Consider the following 22,759-nt stretch of genomic DNA (forward strand, 5'->3'; position numbering starts at 1 on the left):
CAGCCTCGAGCAGACGTCAAGAGCAATCTGACGGGATGATAATCTTTATTATCATCCGTGCGATTTTTACTCGCTAAGTGCCTATTTTGATGCCCGAGTTGATGGTGAGTTCGCCTAAGTCATTGTCACGGCAGGAGATTTGTTTCACCGGGAATGGAATTTTTTTCACAGAGTTTGGAACCGGCCGCGCCTCGCCAACAGTCGCTTTGGAACGCCGCCGATCTTTGGTTGATGTTCCTCAGGGGCTGGGCGTGGCCCGCCAACCTGGCTGTATTTGTCCGCTGAGGCCGTCGCAGGCCCTGTGCAAGCCAGTGATCAGTGGCGCACTTTCTGCACAGATCAACCTCCAGTGGCGCGTACGACGAACCTCTATTGGCGCGGCCCACGATCAGGCAAACGCCGGAGAGGCAAGCTCATTGGAGTTGCTAGACAGCGGGAGAAACACCATGATGCGAGGTGAAGAAGCCACTTCAATAGGAGAACTTGCCGATGGTTGAACTCGCCCCCTGCCCCTTCTGCGGCGCTGCTTGCTCTGGCGTCAACATGCGAGAAATGGCCCCCTTCATCGCTGAGCCGCAACGAACTGTACGAAGGAAATTTGGCTACGCGGGCCAGTGCAGTTCTTGTGGGGCCAGAGGCCCGTTCATCGAGGTCCAAAACCCTCTCGCCTTTGATAGGCCTGCCGCCGAAGGAGTCGCGCAAGTTAACGCTGCTGCCGCTGGTTGGAACAGTCGCAAAAACAGGGGTTGAGAAGTTAGCTATCCGTAACGGTGCCATCGGGCATGTCGCCACTGGTCTGATGCGCGTAGGCCAGGTCATCCCAAATCTCGCGACGCTCCTGGGCAGCAGCACCATGGATGAGGGCCTTGTGTCCGCCTGGATCGCCTAGGAGGGCGAGCAGTAGGATTCCATACTGGAGTGGCTGCTCGGAGTGCATGGAATACACAAGTAGGCGATCACTCGTTCGATTGAAAGCAGAACGGGTACGCTCCCACTTCTCCAGCCCAGCTTCGCCAGGGCTGGGGACCACGTGCATGTGGCGCGCCCAGGTAATGCTGTACCCATCGCGATGGTTGTAAACATCGCGCCCAAAGAACCTATCTGGGTCGCCATCGTGGTGCCAGCTGCGTATGGCGTCAGCCCAACCTGGAAGGTCTGCCCCGATCCTGTCCGCTACAGCGGGTGCGAAATGGACCGCGAGGTCTTTTGGGCTCACCTGGCTGGTGCGCGCTGCAGAGGCTTGCCGCTGCGCATCTTCGCGGCCATGCTGCGTGCGCTTTCCAGAGCCTCTTCGCTGGTCTGGACTGCGCGGTCGAACGACTTGGCAATGAACTCGCGACGCGCGCGAGACGTGTCGGGCCAGGGGGTGGCCGTGAAGGTCGTGCGGTTTGCTTGTGTTGCCATCCAAGCATTTTCTCTCTTATTTGCACAGCACGCAACGTGGCCCTATCCGCAGCCACATTGCAACTCGGGCCCCCTCCCCTTCGAGTCGTCCTGCCCAGAGTTTTAGCCGCTAAATTTCAGAATTCGAAGCGTCGATGAATAGCCGGGACGCCATGCCATGTATGTCGGACGGCTCAGTTATCACCTATAACTTGATCGAAACTGCCCCCTGCTGCGTAGGAGAACTACTAAAAAAGCATGTTGAACCCGATTTTCCGCGCCCAGGCGCGTGATAAATCAATGTAAGTGACAGGGATCAATCTAGAATTCCTGTCCTCGCCTGGGGCCATACGGCCTACCCACACTGGGGACTGGCACCAATCAACGTGAGCCGTCGAGGGTATGGAATGAAGAAGCAACGCCTTGTCGTCATGAACGGTCAGAAGATCGTTCAAACCGAGGAAGGCACGAATGACTGGCGTGTCGAGAAGGTAGAGAAGGCTCAAGGCATTCGGCCTGGCTACTACAACCTGTACACCGCCAAGACGGCAGATAAATCCGCCACCACGGATGGAATCATCCTGCACGTCGATGCACAAGCCATCTATCAACATGCGGGCAGGGATGTTGTGCTGCACGCAAAGCAAGATTTCGATAAAGTACCTGACATGGGTTCCGCCGCCTCGATTTGCTACAAGGAGGGGAGGGCGGTGGTGTCTGTGCCGCAGCAGCAGAGAGCGCAAAAACTCTCGCGCTGAATTTAGCGGCTAAATTTTCTGGTGGGGAAAATGGCCGTACTTGGAAAGAGCTTTCAAACGAAAACCCAAAGCAGGGTAGGGCAGGGCGCTCAAGACCCCGACGTGCTCTTGGAGCGCGCTCAAGCGGTCGAAGAGGCGAACGAGGTGGAGGTCGCAATGACCCCGCTCGAGGAGCAATTCAAAGGGGCGCTCTCAACCCAGATTGATGCAAAGCAACACCAGGTCGAGAGAATCGAAGATCGGCTGGAGTCGTTGATGGATCGGCAGGTACTGCTGATCAAGCAGACAGAAGGACAACGTCCAGGCCGCCTCGTCCTACCGGGCGCGCGCGCAAAGTGGCAGGAAAGGATCGATGGCCAGAAGGCCATGCTCCAGCGGATGCAAGACCGGCTTGAAAGGGTCCGGGAAGTTCGAGACGGGATGAGTCCGTCTGGCCCGAAAATCGAACAGCTCGCTTTGCGAAAGCTCCGGGCCCAGGATCCTGAATTGGTAGAGGGGTGGGCAGAGATGCAGCAAGCCCGTCGTGCCCATGAACTGCATCTGCGAATGCAGGAACAACGGAGGAGGGCGCAAGTCAGGAACGAGGAACACTCCCTTGCCGGTCGATCCCGGGGGCTTTCTTTGCTCCGTGACTAGGGTCAACGGACGAAGAGATTGGCGAGAAGCGCGATCGCGGCAGCTAAGACGACCAGGCCAGATGCGATCAGATTGATCTTGGACAAGTTGCTCACCTCCTGGGCTTTTGTGTCGACCCTGCGGATGGCTGCCTCCACCTCTTGGCGCACAGCGGCCGTCAACTCGTCGGTGCAGTTCTTCACTCCCATCTGCATCATCTCTCGCGCTGCGGTTACGCCGGCGTTCAAAAGACGTTCCGCTTTTTCCTTGGCATCGGTGCCGGACCGCTGCGCAATGCCTTCGAGCTCCTCTTTGAAGCGCTCAAGAAGTTTTTCTTGAGCTTTCGCACTGTCAATCAGCAGTCTCTGATTGATCGTCTGGAGAATCATGATCGGATCGTCGCGGCCGACAGCGATGCCATGTTTCGCCACGATGTCTCGCATGAGCTCGTCGACCGCCTCGCTCATCACATCACCTTCGCAAACTTCATTTGGGCATAGAGCTGATCGCAGATGATCTTGAGGCGCTGACGCGTCATGATCGTCAGTGATGCTTTGTTCTCGGCCTCTTCGAAGGTCAGCCGAGCTTGCAGCAGTTCAGTCAGATCCCGGCCATAGGTTTCAGGCTTCAACGTAGGGATCGTGACGATCGCAGAAATACGAGGTTTCATTTCCTCGTATTCGGGCATCAGTTCGAACGTCTTGCCCTTGTCTTCAATAGGGCCCCAAAGGGGATTTAACCAGACGACGAACTTAGCCTCCTTCGGAAATTGAGGAACGATTTGCCTCAAGTTGTGGAGCGTGTCTTCGAAGGCCTGACCACCGGTGATCACCGAATGAATGATCAACTCGTGCCCCATGCTTTGCAGCAGCTGCGGCACCTGGTTGGTCACTAAGTAATGGGCCAACTGTACGAAAGAGCTTGCGCCGTTGTCGATCACAACGTCGTGCTTTGAGGGCGCAATCAGCTCCACCAAAAAGTCGAAATTCCGCGGGTTGATTTCCTCGCCGTCCATCAACTCGAGGCGGCGGACCTTCAACGCCTTGAACCCTGTGAACGTTGCATTCACCGGATCGGTGTCAATGCACAGAGGCGTTTGATTCAGGGACTTCTTGTACTGGGCGATGACGGAAGCAATGAACGATTTGCCCACGCCTCCTTTGCCCTGCAGGAGCATGTGTATTTTGGCCATGGTTGGTTTCCTATCTATCGACTTTTGGGGAGGGGGTTGAAGGCAAAGGCCGGCATCTTGGGAGGAGCTGAGTCCTCGTCAGAGGCAAGGTGCTCCGCTGGGGGCGGAGAGCGAACAACGGCAGATTTTTGGGCTGAGGTGATTGGATCCGTGCGCTGCGGTTCAACCTGGCCAGCAACCAATCGCTCCCCTGACCGAATACCCCGTCGATTGGTCGACGGCTTAAGCAGCCTGTGCACATAGCCCAGGAAGGTTTCGTATCCGAAGCCAACACGCTTCGTCTCGCTCATGTGAGCCCAAATGGTCTTCACAGCGTAGCCGGCCTCCATTGCGGTCTTCACATCGTCCTTGACAGCGTGAAACGCAACCAGGTTCTTGTCGCGGCCGCTTGCCTCGCGTTTACGAATCCACTCGGCCAGCTGATCTGGGTAGCTCTTAGCCATTTCGATTCGCCATCCATTGCTATTCCTATTGAGTGCCGATCAGAGGCCGTCTCTCGGCCGGCTGTTGCCCACTGGAGCCGATTATAGGGAGACGAGGCACGGATTCCGAAATATCGAACGAAATGAACGGCCTGAGAGGTGCTAAACACCCAATAAATCGGGCGCGAGTGGTAGCATCCTTTGGAGTAATGACCCCGTGAAACGGGGCAGGATATGCGATGTAGGCCTACGGCCTCCATCGCGCCCTTATTCGCACCTGCGGTGCTCAACGGATCCTGCCCTGCGGGGCCGAGCTGCTACCGCATCTGTATGAACGCCATGGAAGAAAAGAAGTCGCCGCGTCGCAAACATCAACCGATCCGCGTCTGGGTCTTGCCAGACGAAAAGGATGGCATCGAAAAAATGGCTCAGACGACGGGAAACAGCACGTCCGGATATCTCCGAAAAGTCGGCCTTGGATACGAGGTTCGTAGCGTCCTCGACTACGAGCGTGTCGACGAGCTTGCAAAGATCAACGCAAATCTGGGCAGGCTAGGGGGGTTGGTCAAGCTCTGGTTGACCAACGACAAGAGGTTGGCGGATTACTCGCAGGATGAGCTAAGACGCTTGCTGCTGGCGACCTTGGATCAGATTCAAGTGAACCAGGTCGCGATGCGTGAAGTGATCAGGATGGCGGTCCATTCGTGAGCGCTTTAGCGGCTAAATCTGGGGTGTCTGAGTGATTGCAAAACAGGTGGCCATGCGCTCCGCGCGCAAAAGCGACTACGGCGAACTGGTCAAGTACATCACCGACACGCAAGGGAGTCAGGAGCGTGTGGGTCGTGTTGCCATCACGAATTGCCAGTCTCTGGATGCGCCGACAGCGGCATTGGAAGTTCAAGCAACCCAACAGCTGAATACGCGCTCGCGCGCTGACAAGACTTATCACCTGATCGTTTCCTTTCGCGCCGGCGAGAACCCGCCCGATCAGGTGCTTGAAGCAATCGAAAGCAAGATTTGCCAGGAACTGGGCTTTGGTGAGCACCAGCGGGTAAGTGCCGCTCACTACGACACAGACAACGTCCACTTACATATTGCGATCAACAAGGTCCATCCAACCAGGCACACCGTCCATTCCCCCTACTTTGATCACTTGAAGCTTCCCGAGATATGCGGGCGGCTTGAAATCGAGTTTGGCCTGGAACAAGACAACCATTTGGTGCAAAAGCGAGGCTCAGAAAACCGTGCAGAAGACATGGAGCGCCATGCAGGGGTCGAAAGCCTGCAGACCTGGATTCGCAAAGAGTGCCTTGATCGAATTGACTCTGCCAAGACCTGGCGGGAACTGCATGACTCGCTACACGAGCACGGGCTTGAACTTCGGATGCGCGCGAACGGCTTCGTGTTCGTCGACCTGGAAGGGGTCCACGTCAAGGCAAGTTCAGTTTCGAGGGGCCTCTCAAAGCAGAAGCTCGAGGCGCGACTTGGTGTATTTGAGCCGTCGGTTCATGGCTCACGAACGCAAGAAGCCAGGGCCACGTATACAAAGCGTCCGGTGTCTTTCCAGGTGGATACCAAGGCCCTCCATCAGGAGTACACAGCCGAGCTTGCGGATTCGGGTCGCGCGCGATCGGCCGAATCCGACGTCTTGCGCCGGCGGCAGCGCGCTGAAGTCGACGCAGTCAAGGCAGCGGGCGCTGGCAAGCGCGCCGCAATCAAGCTCGTGGGCGGCGATCGCCTCTCGCGGAAGATTTTGTATAGCTTGGCAAGTCGCGGCCTCAAAAAGGATCTGGCGGTTGTCCGAGAACGGCACAGGCTAGAGCGGCGTTTTCTGAATCAGCAGTACGCACGAAAGGCCTGGGCGGATTGGCTCAAGGCAAAGGCCACTCAAGGCAATGAGGACGCATTGAACGCGTTGCGTTCCAGGATGAGTCGACAAGGCCTGAAAGGCAACGCGATTTCGGGCAGCGGTGAGAAGTCTCCGACCCAGATGCCTAACGGCACCCAAGACACCGTGACAAAAAAAGGAACGGTGGTCTTTCGAACCGGGGATACGGCGATCCGCGACGACGGTGATCGGTTGCAAGTTTCCCGAGGTGCCGATCGGGGCGGGATCCACAAAGCACTGCAGATGGCGACTGCCCGCTTTGGTCAACGGATCACCGTCAATGGTTCGGCCGAGTTCAAAGCACGTGTGGTCGCAACAGCCGCGGCACAGCGTCTCCAGATCTCCTTCGTCGATCCAGATCTCGAACGCAGGTTTCAAACACTCTTAGTTCATCGAAAAGGACTCCGAAATGACGGAAAAGACAGACTTGCAGTTGATGGAGGAAGCCATGGCGCTCGCGGACCAGCCACCGGAGCAAGCGCTAAGCATGGACAACACGACACCCGAACCAGAGTTGATTCCAGACCTCTCACCACCGCTGTTCGAGACGCCGATGCAGGAGCCGCCGCCATCAGAGGCGCCGACGAAGGGGCGGGCTCCAGAGGCGGAAAGCCCAACATTGGCGGAATTGGCAAGCACCCGCCACCCTTCCGAAAAAACCGCCTGCATGACTTGCGTGAACTCGGTTTGGTTCGCAACCAAGGTGGAAGTCAAGTGCTACTGCAGAGTGATGTTTCTCGTGACCTGGAGCACCAAGGATCCTCAATCGATGGAGCTGTGCGACGGTCAATACCTCGGCCAGGACTGACGCCAGGCCAATCCGAAGCTGCCCAAAAGTTGATAGCTGAGCGCAACGGAAAGAGAGGCTTTGGATTCGATATACCGAAGTACGGCCTATATACTCCGACTCAGGAAGCCGTTCTCTCCTATGCCGGGATGCGAACCATCGATGGTGTGAATCTCGCGTTGTTCGCGAGGAATGGCGATATCGCGGTCATGCCGGTTGACCCCGCCACAGCTTCAAAGCTCAAGCGAGTTCGTATTGGCGACACCGTAACACTGACCGCGCAGGGCACGGTCAAGTCGAAGGGGCGCAGCAGATGAGTTCGAACTACAACAATGCAGTGGGACCGCAAGTGCGAGGGGTGGGGAAGCAGCCAGGGAAGTTAATTCCACTGCTCGCGGCAATGACCTTCTGTGTTTCGCTATCGGCATCAACGCAATACTTCGCATACAGCACCGGGTATCACCCGGCTCTCGGCGCCAACGTAGGGGGACTTTATCCCCCGTGGGCCGTGCTTTCGTGGGCATCTCAGTGGTACTCCGCGTATCCACAGGCGTTTATTCGAGCTGGAGGGATTGGGGCATCGCTGTGCTCCTTGGGCTTCCTCTCCCTCTTGGTCATCAAGACCATCATCAAAAACAGTTCGAAGGCAAGCCATTACCTCCACGGCTCGGCCCGATGGGCTGGAAAGAAAGATATTGAGTCAGCTGCACTTTTGGGAACAGACGACGGTGTCTACGTGGGCTCATGGGTAGACAGCGCTGGCGCTATCCACTACCTGCGCCATGCTGGGCCAGAGCACATCCTGACCTATGCCCCGACACGTTCAGGCAAAGGCGTTGGGCTTGTGATCCCAACTCTCTTGTCGTGGCCCCACAGCGCAGTGATCACCGACCTCAAAGGCGAATTGTGGGCGATGACCTCAGGCTGGCGCCAGAAGCACGGGAGGAACAAAGTCCTGCGCTTCGAGCCTGCCACGATGAACGGCAGCATCCGTTGGAATCCGCTGAATGAAATCCGCGTGGGGACGGAATCGGAAGTCGGCGACATACAAAACCTGGCGACGCTGATCGTGGACCCGGATGGGAAAGGCCTGGAGAGTCACTGGCAGAAAACCTCACAAGCTCTCTTGGTCGGCGTCATTCTGCATGCGCTTTACAAAGCTAGAGACGAAGGCCTGGAGGCCACGATGACGACGGTCGACGCATTGTTGGCGGACCCGAATCGCGATGTGCGAGAACTCTGGATGGAGATGACCACCTATGGGCACGTGGATGGGAAAAACCACCCCGTCATCGGCGCTTCAGGGCGGGACATGCTGGATCGGCCGGACGAGGAGGCAGGCTCGGTGCTTTCCACCGCCAAATCCTACCTGTCCCTTTACAGAGATCCGGTTGTTGCCTTCAACACCAGCGCATCCGAATTCCGCATCAAGGATTTGATGAATGCTGACAGCCCGGTGAGCCTATACATCGTCACCCAGCCAAACGACAAAGACCGCCTCAGGCCTCTTATTCGGGTGATGGTCAACATGATCATCAGGCTCTTGGCGGACAAGATGGAGTTTGAGCTCACAGCCGGCAAAACGGTCGAGGTGAAGGGTTGGCGCCGATGGCTCGGACGGCTAGCTCCAAAAGGGCACGACTACGTTCGTCAGATCAAGGGGTACAAGCACCGTCTCCTACTGATGCTTGACGAGTTTCCAGCGCTCGGGAAACTCGACATTCTTCAAGAGTCCCTGGCGTTCTTGGCAGGCTATGGCATCAAGGCCTATTTGATCTGCCAGGATTTGAACCAGCTCAAGAGCGACAAAACCGGCTATGGACGTGATGAGACGATCACCTCCAACTGTCATATTCAGAATGCCTACCCGCCGAATCGAATCGAGACCGCTGAGCATCTATCGAAGCTGACGGGCCAGACGACGGTAGTGAAGGAACAGGTCACGACCAGCGGTAAACGCGCAGGCATGCTCCTCGGCCAGGTCTCCCGAACGACGCAGGAGGTGCAACGCCCTTTGCTGACTCCGGACGAGTGCATCCGAATGAAGGGGCCGCAAAAGAACAAGGCCGGTGAGATCGACGAACCGGGTGACATGGTCATTTATGTCTCCGGGCACCCAGCGATCTACGGCAGACAGATTCTGTACTTCAAGGACAAGATTTTTCTTGCTCGCGCTGCCGTGCCGGCGCCGAAGCAGAGTGATCGCATCACGCCTCGGCTGGCCTCTTCGGCAAATGCATTCGCTGCCGCATGAAAGCCATCGCAGTGCTGGGCACCGTGCGAAAGGTGCTCGCAGTGAGTGCGGTAGGCCTCATTGCAGCGGGGGCAGCGGCATCCTTCGCCGGGCTCTACATCAACACGACAGTCAGCATTCCGCGTGGCGTGTATCGGGTGGCCACTCACCAGCTGCAGCAGGGGGCGTTGGTCGTGGCATGCCCTCCCCTTGCACCAGCATTTCTTGAGGCACATCACCGCGGATACATCGCAACTGGCTTCTGTCCTGGTGGCCTCATGCCACTGATGAAGCGAGTTTTAGCCGCTAAAGGGGATCGTGTCGTGATCACAGACCAAGGTGTCATCGTGAACGGACACCACGTGCCGCAGAGCGCCCAAATGCGTACCGACCTCGAGGGGCGCTTGCTCCCGGCGTTTCGCTTTGACCGCGACCTCTATGCCGGCGAGGTTTTGCTTATGGGTGAGGCAAGCAGCGTCTCATTCGACGGCCGGTATTTCGGCCCTATACCCGCGGCCCAAATCAAGGCCGTGATTTCGCCTCTTCTAACTTGGTAGGAGTCAAGCATGCGCCTTTTTATTGCCGAAAAACCAGAACTCGCCAAAGCCATCGTCGAAGGCCTTGGCGGCGGGTCACGCACTGACGGCTACTACGATTGTGGAAATGACTATGTGACCTGGTGCAGGGGGCACATGCTCGCTCTTCTTGATCCCGAAGACTATGACCCGAAGTATGCGAAATGGAGCATGGACGATCTGCCGGTTCTCCCGGTGCCTTGGCGAAAAAAGCCAGGCGGCGACGCGGATTCGAAACGGCAGCTGAAGAACATCCTGGCGCTCCTCAAAAAAGCAGATGAAGTCGTCCATGCCGGTGATCCCGATGAAGAAGGCCAACTCATAGTTGATGAGATCCTGGAACACGGGAATTGGCGTGGCCCGGTCAAGCGGATCCTCATCAATGACAACAACGTCAAACTAGTCCGTATCGCCCTCGCAAACATGCGGGACAACACGGAGCAGAAGTTTCGAGGCATGTCTGCTGCGGCCGAGGCTCGTGGCGTGGCCGACCAACTCTACGGCTACAACATGACCAGGGCTTACACGCTGTGCGCCCAGGCCCTTGGCTATCAAGGCACGATCAGCGTTGGCCGTGTACAGACGCCAGTTCTCGGACTGGTTGTCCGCCGAACTCGAGCGTTCAAATCGCACCAAAAATCGTATTACTACAACGTCGTTGCGCACTTCGAGTTCGGGGGCGTTCACTTCTCTGGCCGCTATTCAGTCAGAGACGGCGATGCTGTCGACGAGAAAGGCCGGTTGGTAGACGCGTCGGAAGCACAACGCATTGCTTCTGAAATCCACGGGAAACCCGCTGAGATCCAGTCGATCGAAACAAAGCCGAAGGAGAGCCACCCACCTCTTCCATACAACCTGCTGAAACTTCAATCCGATGCTTCGAGGAAGTTTGGCTACAAGCCCGATGCAGTTCTGAAGATCACCCAAAATTTGCGCGATAGATACCGCCTCATCACGTACAACCGAAGTGATTGCGAATATCTCAGCGACGAGCATCACGAGTCAGCGCCAGAGGTCCTGGCCGCAATAGCCCAAACGGCTCCGGTGCTTGCTGTGGCAGCGAAGAAGGCAGATCCGGCAATCAAGAGCCGAGCCTTCAACAGCGCCAAGGTCTCGGCGCATCACGGCATCATTCCCACCGAGGCCACGGCCGACTTCGCTGCTTTGCCGGAGCCAGAGCAGCGCATTTACCTCCTGATCGCACGTGCATACATCGGACAGTTCTTCCCGAAGTATGGCTACGACCAAACAACCATCTCGATCGGCGTTGCTGGCCATCAGTTCGGCGCGCGATCGAACGTGCCCACTCAAGTCGGTTGGAAGGCGCTCTACACGAACGATGCTGGCAACGAAGATTTGGCTTCAAGTGAAGACGATCTTGCGATCGATTTGCGGTCGCTTCGATCAGAGCAGCATGGCGACTGCAAGCGCGGTGAGGCGGCGCAGATGGAGACCAAGCCACAGCCGCTCTACACAGTCGCGAGTCTCTTGGAAGACCTTCCCAGGGTCGCCAAGTACATCCGCAATGAGCACCTTCGAAAGCTCATGATCGAGAAGGACAAGGACAAGGAAGGCGAGCACGGAGGGATTGGGACTCCGGCAACTCGACATGAGATTTTGAACACGCTTACGGAGCGAGGTTTTGTGGTCGAGCAGGGTAAAAACATTATTGCTTCGCAGAGCGGCGATGCCTTCTATGACGCCCTACCCGACCAGGCCAAGTATCCCGACATGACCGCGCTGTGGCATGAGCAACAGAACGCGATCCGAAGTGGCGATCGTGACGTTCAGTCCTTCATCACCAGCATCACGGACTACATCTCGAAGGAGATCTCTGCAGTCAAGGCGAACGGGTTGAACATCAAGGTAGCTTCGCACCCCTGCCCTCTCTGCAAGGCTCCACTCCGGCGGCTCCCGCGAAAAGACAAAGGTTTTTTTTGGGGCTGCAGTGCTTTTGCTAGCGGGTGCAAGTATGCGTGTGACGACAAAGCAGGAAAACCCATTCCGAGAGAGCAAACAGTCGTGTCCACGCTGCACAAATGTGGCGCTTGCGCTGCCGGCCTTGTAGCGAGAACTGGCCCGAAAAAACCTTGGGAGAAGGTGGCGAGGCGCTGGTGGGGATGTAGCAACTATCCCACCTGCACGCAGGTCTACGGCGACGCGAATGGGAAGCCCGACTATTCCCAAGCTCGAAGCGGAAAGACTGCTGACAAAGGTGCAAGTTGATGAGCGAAATTAGTCCCATCGCCGCACTCTATCAACCCAACCACCGCTGCCATCTGGGTGCAGAGGATTGAGGACCAATCATGCAAAACATCTTCAAGTTGATTTTCAAGTTGTTCTGCGGCACGCATGACTCGGCATGGGCCGACCCTCGACCGTTCAAGGTAGCCTCACGCCACAAGTCCGGCGTTGTCTTCGGTGCCCAGGACAGCGAACCGCTGATCGACACCAGCATGGACCCGGTTGCAGTACTCGGGCCATGCCGCAGCGGCAAGACAACAGGCATCCTCGTGCCCACGCTGCTGACCTGGCAGGAAAGCGCCGTTGTTTTCGACCCGCAAGGGGAGCTGTTCAGTCTTACGGCGAACTGGCGCCGCACAGGCGCGAACAACCAGGTGCACCAGCTCGCCTTCGGTGACCCGGAAAGCCCTGACACCTTCAATTTTCTCGACGCTATACCACGCGGCACGGCGGACGAGTTGGCCGAGATACATGCGTTGGCTGCCAGTCTGCTGGACCACTGGCTAGATGGCAACGCCTTCTGGTTTCCCAAGGCGCGAGACCTGCTTACCCTGTTTGTGATTGCCGAGCGTCGCAAACTGGTCGCGAACCTCCATGAGGTTCAGCGGGCGATTACCGAAGATCACGTTTTCCTGGCCACTCTGGCCACCTACTGCGGCCTGATCCCCGACGACGAGTTGAGTCGCACCGCTAAGGCCGCGGCGATGGTCTACACAGATCTGCACGAGAACACGCGCGCAGCCGTGCGGAAGTTAGTCGCTGACAGCTTGACTGTTTTCGCGGCACCAGAGGTGGCACGGAACACAGGGAGCAGTTCGTTCAACTTGGTACAGCTACGCAACAGCGAGGCACCGATGACGATCTATCTGACCGTCCAGTCCAACGACATCGACAGGCTGCTGCCACTGATTCGCACCTTCTTGGCCACGATTGTTCGCCACGGCACCGACCAGCGCACGCAGACGGCCGCGCATCCCCTCCTGCTTGTGTTCGACGAGTTTGCAGCGCTGCGACGACTCCGCGTCCTGGAAAACTCACTGGGGATTCTGCATGCCTACGGGATCAAGCCTCTGCTGGCCTTCCAGAGCCTGAACCAGCTCAAAAAGCTCTACGGCAACGAAAACGACATGTGGGCGCAGTGCAGGATCCGCACCGTGCTGACCTGTAACGACAGCGTCACAGCGACAGCGGTCGCTGCGGAAATCGCCCGCATCGTCGCGCGTGCCGGCCAGGCCAGCACGGACCGACAAAAGACAATCTCGCCAGACGAACTGCTGAGGCTAGGCAAGCGCGATGCGGTCATTTTGGGCGCGGCGTCAAAGCCCATACTCGCGCAGATCCTGCCTTACTACGAGGACATCGACTTCCAATCACGCGTCGAGGCCGAAGGGCCAAACCAGCGACGCTTCGCGAAAACGGAAAGATGACTGAAATCTGGCTAGCCATAAAGATCGGCGCGGTGATTGTGGTCTGTATCGTTGCCTGGATCGCGGATTTGTTCAACCGTAAGCGCTGATCTCAGGGCTCACCGAGCGCAATGAAAAAAGCCTTCCGATCACGGAAGGCTTTTTTCTTTGACCCCTAGATAAGGCCGTTAGACCCTTGCTGACCGTCTGGGGCGTTGCCCCTCTGCTTGTGAAACCGAGGCTTCTTTCCGGCTCGCTACGCTTCTCGTCTGCGCCTGTGCAAGCTTTTGATCTTGTTTCTCGATCGCCGCGTGAACGACAGGGCGGATCTGCCGAAGAACGCCGTCTCGACCAAGTGCGCTGCGCTCCGCTACATCATTCCAGTCCGTAAATTTCTTCATCTGCTTCAGCGCTGCCTCCTGTTCAACGGACAGACGTTCGGCCTTATAAAGTTCTGGAGTGATGGGGGCAAGGCCGGCAGGATAAGACTGTTCCCCTGGGGCAAAAATTGGGAAAGCGACGAACCCGCCCACAGCTTCCGCAGCTTCCTGGGCTTTCGTTCGTCCGGGGTTGCCACCGTGAGTCATCACTTGGTGGCGATCATCATCGCCAGCGATGATGATCGGCTTGTCCGGGAAGACCTCACGAAGTGCCTTGGCCACGGCCGGCAGGTTGCCCGAGTCGAATGCGGCGACGGTCGAAAACCCGAGAGATTCAGTGAGAGTTGCGGCAGTGGCGTAGCCCTCGCCGATGACCAATGCTGGTGCCTTGGCCAGCTGCTCCAGGCCGCCGATCGCGTGGAAGCAGCCTTCTTTGCGACTCTCCTTCGCATATCGCTTGGTCCCATCCTCTTGGATGTACTGCATTGACCACAGTTTGTTCTTCGAATCGATGACGGGGATGTATGTCGTCTTGTTCCCGCTGTCCGTGAATGCTCCATAGTGCGAAGAAACGCCTTTGCTGGCCAGGTACGGTGTCAGGTGCTCGACGGGATGCAGTTTTGAGAGCTGGTCGACAAGCCTTGCAGCAGTAGCCTCGTGCACTGCCGTTTGATCTGCTTCCCGTCGCGCTAACTTTGCGGCGGCATCGGCGTGCAGGGTCGCCTTCTCTTCTGCCGACAACGAGTAGCCCTTGCTTTTCCATTTCTCATCGGCGCCTGTCAAATTGTTGATGATTCGACCGGCAGGGTGCCCATCTGGGTACAGGACATAGAAGCCATCGACCGCGCCTTTCTTCCCGCCCTCGACCGGCACGCGATGCTTCTTGCCGTCCATGAGTGGATGGTCGCCCTCGACCACCAGGCCGAGGCCGCGCATGGCTTCCGCGAACTCGTCTCGCGGATGCATGGCGGGTTCCTGCTGCGCCGCGACCTTCTCCGGCGCCCACTGCTGGAGCTTCGACGGGTCAGCGCCCGGCCCGACGTACCAAGACTTGACCACCTTGTCCCACTGCGCGCCGGCGGCTTTAGCGGCTAACCGGTCTTCATAGGGAACGGCGAGATATTGCCGGCCCTTGGAGACGTTTTTCGGCAGGGGCGCAGTGTCGGCCTGCGCGAGCTTGCCGGCCTGGTGCAGGCCCGCGATCCTGACACCGTAGGAATCCAGAATCGATTTCTCAGCCCTGGCGGCGGCGGCCAGCGCAAGCTCTGAAGCCTGCGCCGCTGTTGCACCGACCGGGATCAGTGCACCGTCCGCTTCGGTGACGTTGCGGCCTTCGCTGGTGTACTGGAACTGCAAGGTGCGGTTGATGCCGTCCCCCTTGGTAATGAAGGCCAGCGCGTCGTTCTTGCCGTTCACGGTATCGAAGGGCTTGGACGCAATGGCGACGCCATCGCCACGTTGCCAGCCGGCCGCCTCCAAGGCGGTCGCCACGGCCTCGTTTTGCGCTTCCGGTGCCTGCGTGCCTTGCTCGATACCTCTCGGACCATGCAAGTCCCGAACAAGCGTGCGGAACCCTTCTCCAGCATAGACGCTGTACTCGCCAGGAGCATTCTGTTGAATCATGTAGCGCACCCCATCGAATTCAAGATAGGTGTGGTCGTCCGGATTGAGGTCTGTGTTTCCGAGTCCGATTTCTTCAATCCGAGCAAAGGCTGCACGCTCAAAGCGTGGGACAGGCGTTTCCTGGTAACTCTGGAGCACATGTGGCAGCTCTTCCATTTCATTGAGAAACGACACAACGTCATCGCTCAAATCGAGTGACCGATCCTTCACGGTTGGATACATCTTCTCTTTGATGATCTGGTTGAAATACACGTTCTCGTGCAGCCAACCATCTGCCTCATCAATGCGAAATTGCAGTTCCTTTTCTTCTTTTCTCTCTGCATTGCTGGGGGTTCGGCCATCCCAATAGAAGTCCTCGATACGCTCTCTGGCTTGCCTCATGTTCGAAAACAATTCTTGCGCCTTGGAATAGCCATCCTCCCCTGCACTTTTCCCCATTTCCTGGTCGAACAGGTGGCATGCCTCGCCTTGCCAATCACGCGGAACGGGAAACTTCTCCGATCCATTCGAAAGAGGCTGTTCGGCATTCCTCGCTGGCGTGATCGAAACGCTTCGGGTGTTCCCTGTTTCGAACCAGCGACTGAAAGGAGCGGGGTCAACCGCAACAGGGATGAACCAGGATTGCTCGCCGCGGTCCCACTTAGCGCCAAGGGACTTGGCATCGTTCTTCTCTTTAAAGGGCACGCTGATATATGCCGCCGCCGGCATGCCCCTTTCGATCCGGGCATTCGCGTCGTGCAAGTACTTGGGCGCATCTTCAGGTAGCACGACTCCGCGACCATTGGACAGTGCCTGAATTTTCGCCTCGCGTTGAGTGGCGTCGATCTCCAACCAAGATGCGGATCTCTCGGCTCCAGCAGACTTCACGCTGCTGAGTGCTTTTGTCAGTTCCTTCGCCTGCTCGCGCTCTTCGTCTGAAGAGTTGGGATCGCGACGCACGCGATCTTCGGCGAGCCGAGCTGTCTTGGCTGCTCGCTGATCGCCATCCTCGGTTGCCTCGATGTCGACCGTGGCAAGCCTGTCAGCCAGTCGCAGCGCGTCTTCCTCGCTATGCACAGTTGCAAGGTATGCCCAGGCATCCTCGCCTGGCACGGCGTCACCCTTTCTCGCGAAGATCTGGAACCACGTGGGGGTATCGCCATCACCAGCTGCAACTGCTTGGCCATTGCGCGTAATGCCGTTCAAGATCTGGACCTGACCAGTCCAATCGGCGGGGATTTCGAACCCGAAGGCCTCGCGAGAGACACGCGCAAGCGTGTCTGGGACGGCATTCCCGCTTTTTAAATCGCGGATCGCATCAGCTACACGCGCTTCTGCATCTGTGAGAGAAACCATCGTCGAAGGTTCTTTGGAGGCAGGCGTATGGGAGTTTTGCATGATCGGTTCCACGCGAAGCACTTCACCGCTTGCAACGGTGCGTGCATTCAGGATGGGCTCATCGACTGAATCTGGATAGTTTCTGATCGCTTCCTCGAGCAGGGTGGCGAGCTTCGCATGATGCGTCATTCGATCGACCTCGGCGTGGGCATCGATCATTCTCAAACGATTCGCCATGTGCTCAGCAGCCTCTTGGGTGGGCAGATCCTGCAGGGGCACACTTTCGCCGTCCTCAGTGGTGGCATAGACGCTGTAGAAATCTGGGCGAAGGCCTGTCCCCTCCCCCGCCCACATCGCAGCCCCAGTGGGATTGAACGCATAGGCCTGCACCTGGACGTCACCCTGCCACGTAGCGGGGATCTTGAAACCAAACGCGCGGATGGACTGTTCTTCGAACGCCTGAGAATCAATTTCCCATGTGGCAGCAGTACCGACCTTGAGATCACGCTTGCAGCCAGCAAGTACCGCATCGTTGAAGGACATAGCAACGCCGGCCAAGCGATCGTAGAGACGTCCTGGCGCGCCCTCTGTGCTCATGTACTTGTCTTGGTACCGCACCTGTTCGGGAATCTCGCGAAACTGTTCTCCGTACGCATTGAACTGCAAGATCATGCGCAGCTCTTCGAGGCCCAGTTTGTGGGCGGCTGCATATTGCTGAATCGCTTCCTGGCCATCGAGGAAGAGGCTTTCCCCCTCAGGGCTCACGATTTCGGCGCCGACGCTGCCGGGTTTTTCGCTGTACCGGATGTTGTAGCCCGGAAGCGTTTGCATAGCGACATTTGGGATCTTTTCTGCGATCACCGTGGGCGACAAAACATCGTGGTACTTCGCAACCAGGTCCGGGTAGGCGACCATCACTGCCGGCGGGGGGAGGTTTTCAACCGGAACAATGGCAGATGGAACCACGTGGGTGAAAAGTGCGTTGTCGACCGCACGGCGATGGACTTCAATCGCCGCGTCCAGAGCATCTTCCGAGCTAGCAAAGCCAATGCTCTGCTCTTTCACGAAGATCTCCCACTTGCTCCAGTCGTTATCCGACTCGACTGCAGTAGCTAGAGCTGCGAAATGATCTTGGCGCACCAGGTGCACCTGATTTCCATGAACGAGCTCGAGCGCTCTTTCGAGTTCGGTGGCGAGCAACGCTGATTCGCCCTGTACCTGTTGCTGAACCTGTTCAAGTCCAATCACGTAATCACGGATCTTTTCAGCATCAGCCGCGGCGCGGAAGATCTCCAACGGATCGTCTTTCAAGACCTTGATCCAAGAACCCACATAGGCAGCGTGTTGGCCGGGGTCGTGACCAAGGTCGAGCTCGTCGCCTAGGATGAGACTCGCGATTTCGGCGCGCAGTTCTTCCTTCGCGTAGCCCTGACTCCCGAACGGGTTTGATAGGTCGCGATCAAGCCGAGTTTCGTGACCTGTCCAGTGCCCCAGCTCATGCATCGCGATCGCGTAGTACTGCGCTGCCGATTTGAACTGCGAGCGGTCGGGGAGGTGGATTGTGTCGGTGCTGGGGAGGTAGAAGGCTTGATCCTGCTCCCTGTGCAAGATGACTGCTTGTGAGGCATCCAAAATTGCCTCTGCGCGCGCTTCGGCGGACCAGGTCTGCTCACGTGGTTCCAACCGCTCGAGCTCAGGAAGGCCGTCGATCTGCTCGGCGTTGAACACAGTCGCAAAGAAAACCTTAGGGCGCTCGAGCTTCACGGTCTGCGTCGACGGCGAGCCTGTGCCGTCGACCAGCGGGATTCCGCTTGAATCCGTTTTGACCTGTTCCTCCTGAAACTTCCAGTACTGGATCGGCGTGCCGCGTTCGCCCTTGCGCACTTGTGCGCCGACGGCGGTAGCCTGCTTGAATGTCATCCAGCGCTGATCGCTTCGGCCCTGCGACATGAGAAAGATCGCGTTGATGCCGCGATAGCGCTTACCCGTGACAGGGTTCGTTGGCAGAACCCCTTCTGCTCGCCCAGGTTCCCAGGCCCTTTGCCAAGGCGCTGTGCCCTGCTGCAGCTGCTCGATCAATTTTTCCGCGACGGTCTCGTGAAATGGCTTCTTGTCCATGGCTTGTTCCCTCCGAATGAGATGGGGTTGGTGCTTGGTGTCGTAGTTCAGAGAGTCGGGTCGATCGCGCTTGCCAGCGCGTCAGCCTCCGAAACCGCGTCTTCACGGAATGCGCCGAGCCGAGTGGCTTCGTCAGGGTCGAACTCGGCGGTGAAGCCGGGGACCTGGGCGTCAATCAACTTCTCGATTTCGGGGTCTCGCGCAGTTCCTGCAGCGTCGTTGGCAGAAGTCTCGAGCAAGGCTTTCTCAGTCATTTGTTGACTCCAGTAGGGGGGGTGATTTGGTGCGGAGGGCATGGGGGGAAAAGGTGGTCCGAGGCAAGGGCCATCGCCGCGGAGTAGGAGATCAATACGGAAGCGAGGAAAGTCCAAGAGCTGAACTTGCGGGAGGCTTCCACTGCCTGCAGGTGGGCCCGGACAAGTTTTCCGTTGGCCAGGAGGAGCTGGTCAACGTCGACGAGCGGCTGCGTGGCGCAGATGAGCCACCCGTGCTCGAGGATCGGTTCGGCCACGTCCCACTCGCGGGTGAGCCAAGGTGCACACCAAGGCTCTGCCCTTGCAGTGGGAAACGGGAAACCGACAACGTTCTTCAAATTTTCTCCATGTCGCGTAGAGGCGCATAGAGAAATTAAGTGATTACTTGTTTTTAATCAACTAGTAACTAAACACAGTGAGGCCTGCAACCTCGCGAACCCGAATGACAGACTGTGTTTTTTAGGTATGGCTTGTTGTGCAACAAGATGATGCAATCAACTAGCGTCTGTACCGAGACTGGTCCGCCAGGCATGCATGACGCAGCCGAACGACCAGGGATCAACAATCAATGTCCAATAGCCACCATTCGCCGAATCGGCGGCACCTCTCCCCTCTTGCAGCAGATATCGAAGCTGAGTTCGGCCATCTACGCCGAGTCACCACTATCGGTCCCCGCATGTCAGCTGCGCAGTTGCACGCTCTAAAAACTTCTATCTCTGAAGCTTCCGCCGCAGTCCCAAAGGCAATTCGAGGGAGCTTTCATCGAAATTGCCTGGAACGGCTTCGAAACCACTTTGGCCTTGAATATCGGAACTTGGCAGCGCACCAGTTCGGCGAGGCGGTTTCTGTCGTTTCAAGCCATATTGAAGAAACGCGGAAAAAAATCGATCACATGTCGATTGAAGTACCCAAGGCGGATAACCGCCGCTGGCGGGTCAAGATGCTCAGCTATGCAGAGGATGGCTCGAATGGCACCTGATGAATTGCTGCGAATTTGGGTCGAGGAGGAGCGTGTCGTCCTTGATCGCGTCGAAGCAGGCCCAGGCCCTGGAATAGCTAAAGGGGATGCCATCGCCGGGAAAAGCGGCCTTGAGATCATGCAAGCGATGCTTAAGGGAGAAATCCCCTATGCGGAGATGGCGAAGACTCTCACGTTCGGCGCGATTGCCGTTAGCCAGGGCGCAGCTATCTTCCAAGGGACTCCGAGAGCAGAGCACCTGAATCCGATGGGCTCCGTGCACGGCGGATGGATTGGAACTGTGCTCGACTCGGCGCTGGGGAGTGCTGTGCTGACGTCGCTTCCAGCTGGCTTCGCATACACAACAGCGGAGCTCACAGTCAAATACGTCAAAGGGCTTTCCCCGAAAGTCGGTCGTGTTCGTGCGGAAGCACGAGTGACGGGGCGGGAGGGGAAGGTGGCGAGAGCTAAAGCCAGGTTGGTCGGGCCGGATGGCACGATCTACGCACAGGCAATTACTGAGTGCCGAATTTTTGCGCTACCAGTTGCGCCAAACTAGCGGACGAACTCAGACGGGATTTGCACCTTGAATACAGATCCTTTTCCAACCACTGATTTGACCTGTAGCCTGTAGTTCAGCCGATTGGCAAAACGTTTAACGATAGCGAGGCCAAGGCCAGTCCCCCGATTGCGGGGAATATCATCGACAGGCTCCTGATGAAAGGCCTCGAAGATTCGCTGTCGTGCGTCGGGCTTAATGCCGGCTCCTTGATCCCAAATCTCAATCGAGACTCCATTGGAGTTTCTTCGTGCCGCGACCAAAACTCCACCACGCGTGTATTTGAGTGCGTTGGAAACCAAGTTTTCCAAAATTCGAAGAAGCATAGCCGCATCTGTGCCGATCGATATCTTGGTAAATCTAAAGCGCAGTTGCTTATTTCCTTGCAGCGCAATTTTTTCGAAATGAAGATCTAGTTTTTGAAAAAGAGATTGGATCTCGGTTGCCCGCATTGAGGGCGTCAAATCCGTTTCCAGAGCTTCTGCACGCGTGAAATCGAGAACATCCTTCATCAGGATTTGAAAGGCATCAAGTTCTTGCCCAACGCGTTCGAGCAGAATATCCGCAGGCTCCTTTGCTCTGACCGCCGCCATTGCTGCCAGTACCCAAAGTTTGGTGCCATGGATCCGTTGGTGTAAATCGTGGCTTGCTTGCGAGAAGGACTCCGAGCGAATGCTCAGCGTCTTGTCAGCCTTCTCCTTCAAAAGTGCAAGTTGATCATTCGCGATTTCTAGATCGGCGACCAAATTTCCCATCTCACGGCTGCGTTCGAGTTGATCCTTCAGTTGACCAATGGCGATAAAAGTGTTGAGCCATAGAACGACCAGGACGCCAGCATCAAAGGCCAAAATCACGGGGAGCGAAGCGAGCCCGTGCGAATACAGGCTTGCTGAAAAAGCTCCCCAGAGAACACCGTTGTAGATCACCACGGCAACCGGGGTTACTGGCCACATCCCTGTCATCGACAGTGAAATTGATAACAGGCCGATGCACATGAAAAGCTCGCGCACCGTTAGCACTGGTCCTGCGAATATGGAAATTGTCCAAATCCAATAGGCGCATGCAATTCCAATAATTGCCAGAGGAATCAACTTCAGAAGCAAAGACTTCCGCACGACAGCAGGGGGCAATCGAGAGAGAGGAACGAATAATGCAATCCGAATGGCCCATGTCACGAAGGACACGACAAGCCAGGTCCACATCGTCGCGCTGCCCAGGATCGGCGCACTGGCTTCTGCTACGAGGAGGCCGAGTACTGTGATCCAGTACGCAATTTGCTGCACCAAGAACTGCCGGCGGGCGAGGTGCCTGTGCGCTGGAGTGACGTTAATGAGCGTTTTCGATAGTGACCCTTGAGGGTCGCCAGGCGGAAGCGAGGCCTCGAATTCTTGGTGCTGCGCAGGGCGAAGACTACTCAGTGCGGTCATGCGCCTCATCTCGCAGGTTCAACGTGATGAGCCCGAGTTGGATGGCCTTGTGAACGGCATGCAATCGCGACGTGACCTTGAGCGCGCTGATCGCTGAGTCGATGTGGTAGCTCACAGTGTTCGGATGTACTTTTCGGATCCGGGCGATTTCCTTGACCGTCCGCCCCTCCGCGACGAGCTGAAGGCATTCCCGCTGATGCGTAGTGAGCCGAGTAATGTCTGACCCGTCGGATAGGTCTGGGAAGACCTGTTCGCCAGCAATCACCTTGTACAGATTGTTGTCTAGTTCATTGATCGCGCTAGTTTTTAGAATGTACCCTCGAAATCCCTCGGCTTTAATTTGTGCGATGTAATCGGTCCTAAATGTACCGGTCACAATGCACGTTCGATCTTCCTTCCCAAGCTGTTTGATTTCCATCGCTAGAGAAAGGCCCACTGCACCGGGAACCTCTAGGTCGAGAAAAATCACCCCCCAGCGATCTGGCTCCGCTCGCAGTGCCGCAAGTGCACTTTCTGCCGTGTTGCAAATTTCGATGTGCCCCACATTTGGAGTGAGACGAAATTTTGCTGCGGTCGGCTCGGAAACAACCGGCTGGTCCTCGATGAACAAAATATCCATG

The 22,759-nt window shown here is 57.0% G+C and carries 19 protein-coding genes; 10 read left to right on the top strand and 9 right to left on the bottom strand.

From position 1 onward, the window contains the following. Positions 1–754: 754 nt before the first annotated feature. Both AC07O4_RS30935 and AC07O4_RS30940 read right to left on the bottom strand, forming a co-directional pair. Entirely contained in the window at positions 755–1,216 is a 462-nt protein-coding gene (locus AC07O4_RS30935) for a type II toxin-antitoxin system YafO family toxin (protein WP_495306554.1), read from the bottom strand. After that, a complete protein-coding gene (locus tag AC07O4_RS30940) occupies positions 1,213–1,404 on the bottom strand; it encodes a hypothetical protein (protein WP_495306555.1) in 192 nt (63 codons plus the stop codon). Before AC07O4_RS30940 ends, AC07O4_RS30935 begins: the two co-directional genes overlap by 4 nt. A gap of 386 nt (positions 1,405–1,790) precedes the next feature. Between AC07O4_RS30940 and AC07O4_RS30945 the strand changes: the two genes are divergently transcribed. Both AC07O4_RS30945 and AC07O4_RS30950 read left to right on the top strand, forming a co-directional pair. Further along, complete coding sequence (locus tag AC07O4_RS30945) at positions 1,791–2,141, top strand: KfrB domain-containing protein (RefSeq protein ID WP_495306556.1); 351 nt, start codon at positions 1,791–1,793, stop codon at positions 2,139–2,141. Between the two features lie 30 nt (positions 2,142–2,171). Next, positions 2,172–2,777 (top strand): IncP plasmid survival protein KfrC family protein, encoded by a 606-nt coding sequence (locus AC07O4_RS30950; RefSeq protein WP_495306557.1) that lies wholly within the window; start codon positions 2,172–2,174, stop codon positions 2,775–2,777. A gap of 2 nt (positions 2,778–2,779) precedes the next feature. Here AC07O4_RS30950 and traM read toward each other — a convergent pair whose 3' ends face one another. The 3 genes from traM to AC07O4_RS30965 are packed head-to-tail and all read right to left on the bottom strand — an operon-like array spanning position 2,780 to position 4,391. Continuing rightward, complete coding sequence (gene traM / locus AC07O4_RS30955) at positions 2,780–3,223, bottom strand: conjugal transfer transcriptional regulator TraM (protein WP_495306558.1); 444 nt, start codon at positions 3,221–3,223, stop codon at positions 2,780–2,782. After that, positions 3,223–3,948: a P-loop NTPase family protein gene (locus AC07O4_RS30960; protein ID WP_495306559.1), complete on the bottom strand. Its 726-nt coding sequence runs from the start codon at positions 3,946–3,948 to the stop codon at positions 3,223–3,225. Before AC07O4_RS30960 ends, traM begins: the two co-directional genes overlap by 1 nt. Positions 3,949–3,962: 14 nt before the next feature. Further along, on the bottom strand, positions 3,963–4,391 hold the full coding sequence (locus AC07O4_RS30965) for a TraK family protein (protein WP_495306560.1): 429 nt from the start codon (positions 4,389–4,391) through the stop codon (positions 3,963–3,965). A gap of 309 nt (positions 4,392–4,700) precedes the next feature. On the opposite strand from AC07O4_RS30965, the gene traJ reads away from it, so the two are divergent. The 6 genes from traJ (at position 4,701) to AC07O4_RS30995 (ending at position 13,524) form a co-directional block, all read left to right on the top strand. Continuing rightward, positions 4,701–5,078, top strand: a complete 378-nt coding sequence (gene traJ, locus AC07O4_RS30970; RefSeq protein WP_495306561.1) for a conjugal transfer transcriptional regulator TraJ — start codon at positions 4,701–4,703, stop codon at positions 5,076–5,078. 46 nt (positions 5,079–5,124) lie between these two features. Then, the gene (traI, locus tag AC07O4_RS30975) at positions 5,125–7,362 is read left to right on the top strand and encodes a TraI/MobA(P) family conjugative relaxase (protein WP_495306586.1); all 2,238 of its coding nucleotides are present in this window, start codon (positions 5,125–5,127) and stop codon (positions 7,360–7,362) included. Next, positions 7,359–9,299 carry a type IV secretory system conjugative DNA transfer family protein gene (locus tag AC07O4_RS30980; RefSeq protein WP_495306562.1) on the top strand — a complete coding sequence of 647 codons (1,941 nt, stop codon included), beginning with the start codon at positions 7,359–7,361 and terminating at the stop codon, positions 9,297–9,299. The genes traI and AC07O4_RS30980 overlap by 4 nt, the downstream gene beginning before the upstream one ends. Continuing rightward, complete coding sequence (traF, locus tag AC07O4_RS30985) at positions 9,296–9,835, top strand: conjugative transfer signal peptidase TraF (RefSeq protein ID WP_495306563.1); 540 nt, start codon at positions 9,296–9,298, stop codon at positions 9,833–9,835. The genes AC07O4_RS30980 and traF overlap by 4 nt, the downstream gene beginning before the upstream one ends. A 9-nt stretch (positions 9,836–9,844) precedes the next feature. Further along, the gene (locus AC07O4_RS30990) at positions 9,845–12,079 is read left to right on the top strand and encodes a DNA topoisomerase 3 (protein WP_495306564.1); all 2,235 of its coding nucleotides are present in this window, start codon (positions 9,845–9,847) and stop codon (positions 12,077–12,079) included. Positions 12,080–12,159: 80 nt separating this feature from the next. Continuing rightward, positions 12,160–13,524 (top strand): type IV secretory system conjugative DNA transfer family protein, encoded by a 1,365-nt coding sequence (locus AC07O4_RS30995; RefSeq protein ID WP_495306565.1) that lies wholly within the window; start codon positions 12,160–12,162, stop codon positions 13,522–13,524. A 167-nt stretch (positions 13,525–13,691) separates the two neighbouring features. Here AC07O4_RS30995 and AC07O4_RS31000 read toward each other — a convergent pair whose 3' ends face one another. Together AC07O4_RS31000 and AC07O4_RS31005 are read right to left on the bottom strand one after the other, a co-directional pair. Further along, positions 13,692–18,992 carry a zincin-like metallopeptidase domain-containing protein gene (locus AC07O4_RS31000; protein ID WP_495306587.1) on the bottom strand — a complete coding sequence of 1,767 codons (5,301 nt, stop codon included), beginning with the start codon at positions 18,990–18,992 and terminating at the stop codon, positions 13,692–13,694. Continuing rightward, positions 18,989–19,195: a hypothetical protein gene (locus AC07O4_RS31005; protein ID WP_495306566.1), complete on the bottom strand. Its 207-nt coding sequence runs from the start codon at positions 19,193–19,195 to the stop codon at positions 18,989–18,991. Before AC07O4_RS31005 ends, AC07O4_RS31000 begins: the two co-directional genes overlap by 4 nt. Positions 19,196–19,763: 568 nt before the next feature. Here AC07O4_RS31005 and AC07O4_RS31010 point away from each other — a divergent pair. Next, entirely contained in the window at positions 19,764–20,174 is a 411-nt protein-coding gene (locus AC07O4_RS31010) for a hypothetical protein (RefSeq protein WP_495306567.1), read from the top strand. After that, complete coding sequence (locus AC07O4_RS31015) at positions 20,164–20,712, top strand: PaaI family thioesterase (RefSeq protein ID WP_495306568.1); 549 nt, start codon at positions 20,164–20,166, stop codon at positions 20,710–20,712. Before AC07O4_RS31010 ends, AC07O4_RS31015 begins: the two co-directional genes overlap by 11 nt. On the opposite strand, the gene AC07O4_RS31020 is transcribed toward AC07O4_RS31015, so the two are convergent. Next, positions 20,709–22,139: a sensor histidine kinase gene (locus AC07O4_RS31020; RefSeq protein ID WP_495306569.1), complete on the bottom strand. Its 1,431-nt coding sequence runs from the start codon at positions 22,137–22,139 to the stop codon at positions 20,709–20,711. The genes AC07O4_RS31015 and AC07O4_RS31020 overlap by 4 nt on opposite strands. Next, positions 22,123–22,758 (bottom strand): response regulator transcription factor, encoded by a 636-nt coding sequence (locus AC07O4_RS31025; protein WP_495306570.1) that lies wholly within the window; start codon positions 22,756–22,758, stop codon positions 22,123–22,125. The genes AC07O4_RS31020 and AC07O4_RS31025 overlap by 17 nt, the downstream gene beginning before the upstream one ends. Between the last annotated feature and the right edge of the window lies 1 nt (position 22,759).

Source organism: Variovorax sp. GW821-FHT09D04 (assembly GCF_059416405.1).

Bases quoted from the DNA above. Each gene is read 5' to 3' on its own strand.
- AC07O4_RS31010 (WP_495306567.1), top strand. From the start codon at position 19,764: ATGTCCAATAGCCACCATTCGCCGAATCGGCGGCACCTCTCCCCTCTT.
- traM (WP_495306558.1), bottom strand. From the start codon at position 3,223: ATGAGCGAGGCGGTCGACGAGCTCATGCGAGACATCGTGGCGAAACAT.
- AC07O4_RS31005 (WP_495306566.1), bottom strand. From the start codon at position 19,195: ATGACTGAGAAAGCCTTGCTCGAGACTTCTGCCAACGACGCTGCAGGA.
- AC07O4_RS30960 (WP_495306559.1), bottom strand. From the start codon at position 3,948: ATGGCCAAAATACACATGCTCCTGCAGGGCAAAGGAGGCGTGGGCAAA.
- AC07O4_RS31025 (WP_495306570.1), bottom strand. From the start codon at position 22,758: ATGGATATTTTGTTCATCGAGGACCAGCCGGTTGTTTCCGAGCCGACC.
- AC07O4_RS30945 (WP_495306556.1), top strand. From the start codon at position 1,791: ATGAAGAAGCAACGCCTTGTCGTCATGAACGGTCAGAAGATCGTTCAA.
- AC07O4_RS30950 (WP_495306557.1), top strand. From the start codon at position 2,172: ATGGCCGTACTTGGAAAGAGCTTTCAAACGAAAACCCAAAGCAGGGTA.
- AC07O4_RS31020 (WP_495306569.1), bottom strand. From the start codon at position 22,139: ATGACCGCACTGAGTAGTCTTCGCCCTGCGCAGCACCAAGAATTCGAG.
- AC07O4_RS31015 (WP_495306568.1), top strand. From the start codon at position 20,164: ATGGCACCTGATGAATTGCTGCGAATTTGGGTCGAGGAGGAGCGTGTC.
- traJ (WP_495306561.1), top strand. From the start codon at position 4,701: ATGAACGCCATGGAAGAAAAGAAGTCGCCGCGTCGCAAACATCAACCG.
- AC07O4_RS30995 (WP_495306565.1), top strand. From the start codon at position 12,160: ATGCAAAACATCTTCAAGTTGATTTTCAAGTTGTTCTGCGGCACGCAT.
- AC07O4_RS30965 (WP_495306560.1), bottom strand. From the start codon at position 4,391: ATGGCTAAGAGCTACCCAGATCAGCTGGCCGAGTGGATTCGTAAACGC.
- AC07O4_RS30990 (WP_495306564.1), top strand. From the start codon at position 9,845: ATGCGCCTTTTTATTGCCGAAAAACCAGAACTCGCCAAAGCCATCGTC.
- AC07O4_RS30980 (WP_495306562.1), top strand. From the start codon at position 7,359: ATGAGTTCGAACTACAACAATGCAGTGGGACCGCAAGTGCGAGGGGTG.
- AC07O4_RS30940 (WP_495306555.1), bottom strand. From the start codon at position 1,404: ATGGCAACACAAGCAAACCGCACGACCTTCACGGCCACCCCCTGGCCC.
- traF (WP_495306563.1), top strand. From the start codon at position 9,296: ATGAAAGCCATCGCAGTGCTGGGCACCGTGCGAAAGGTGCTCGCAGTG.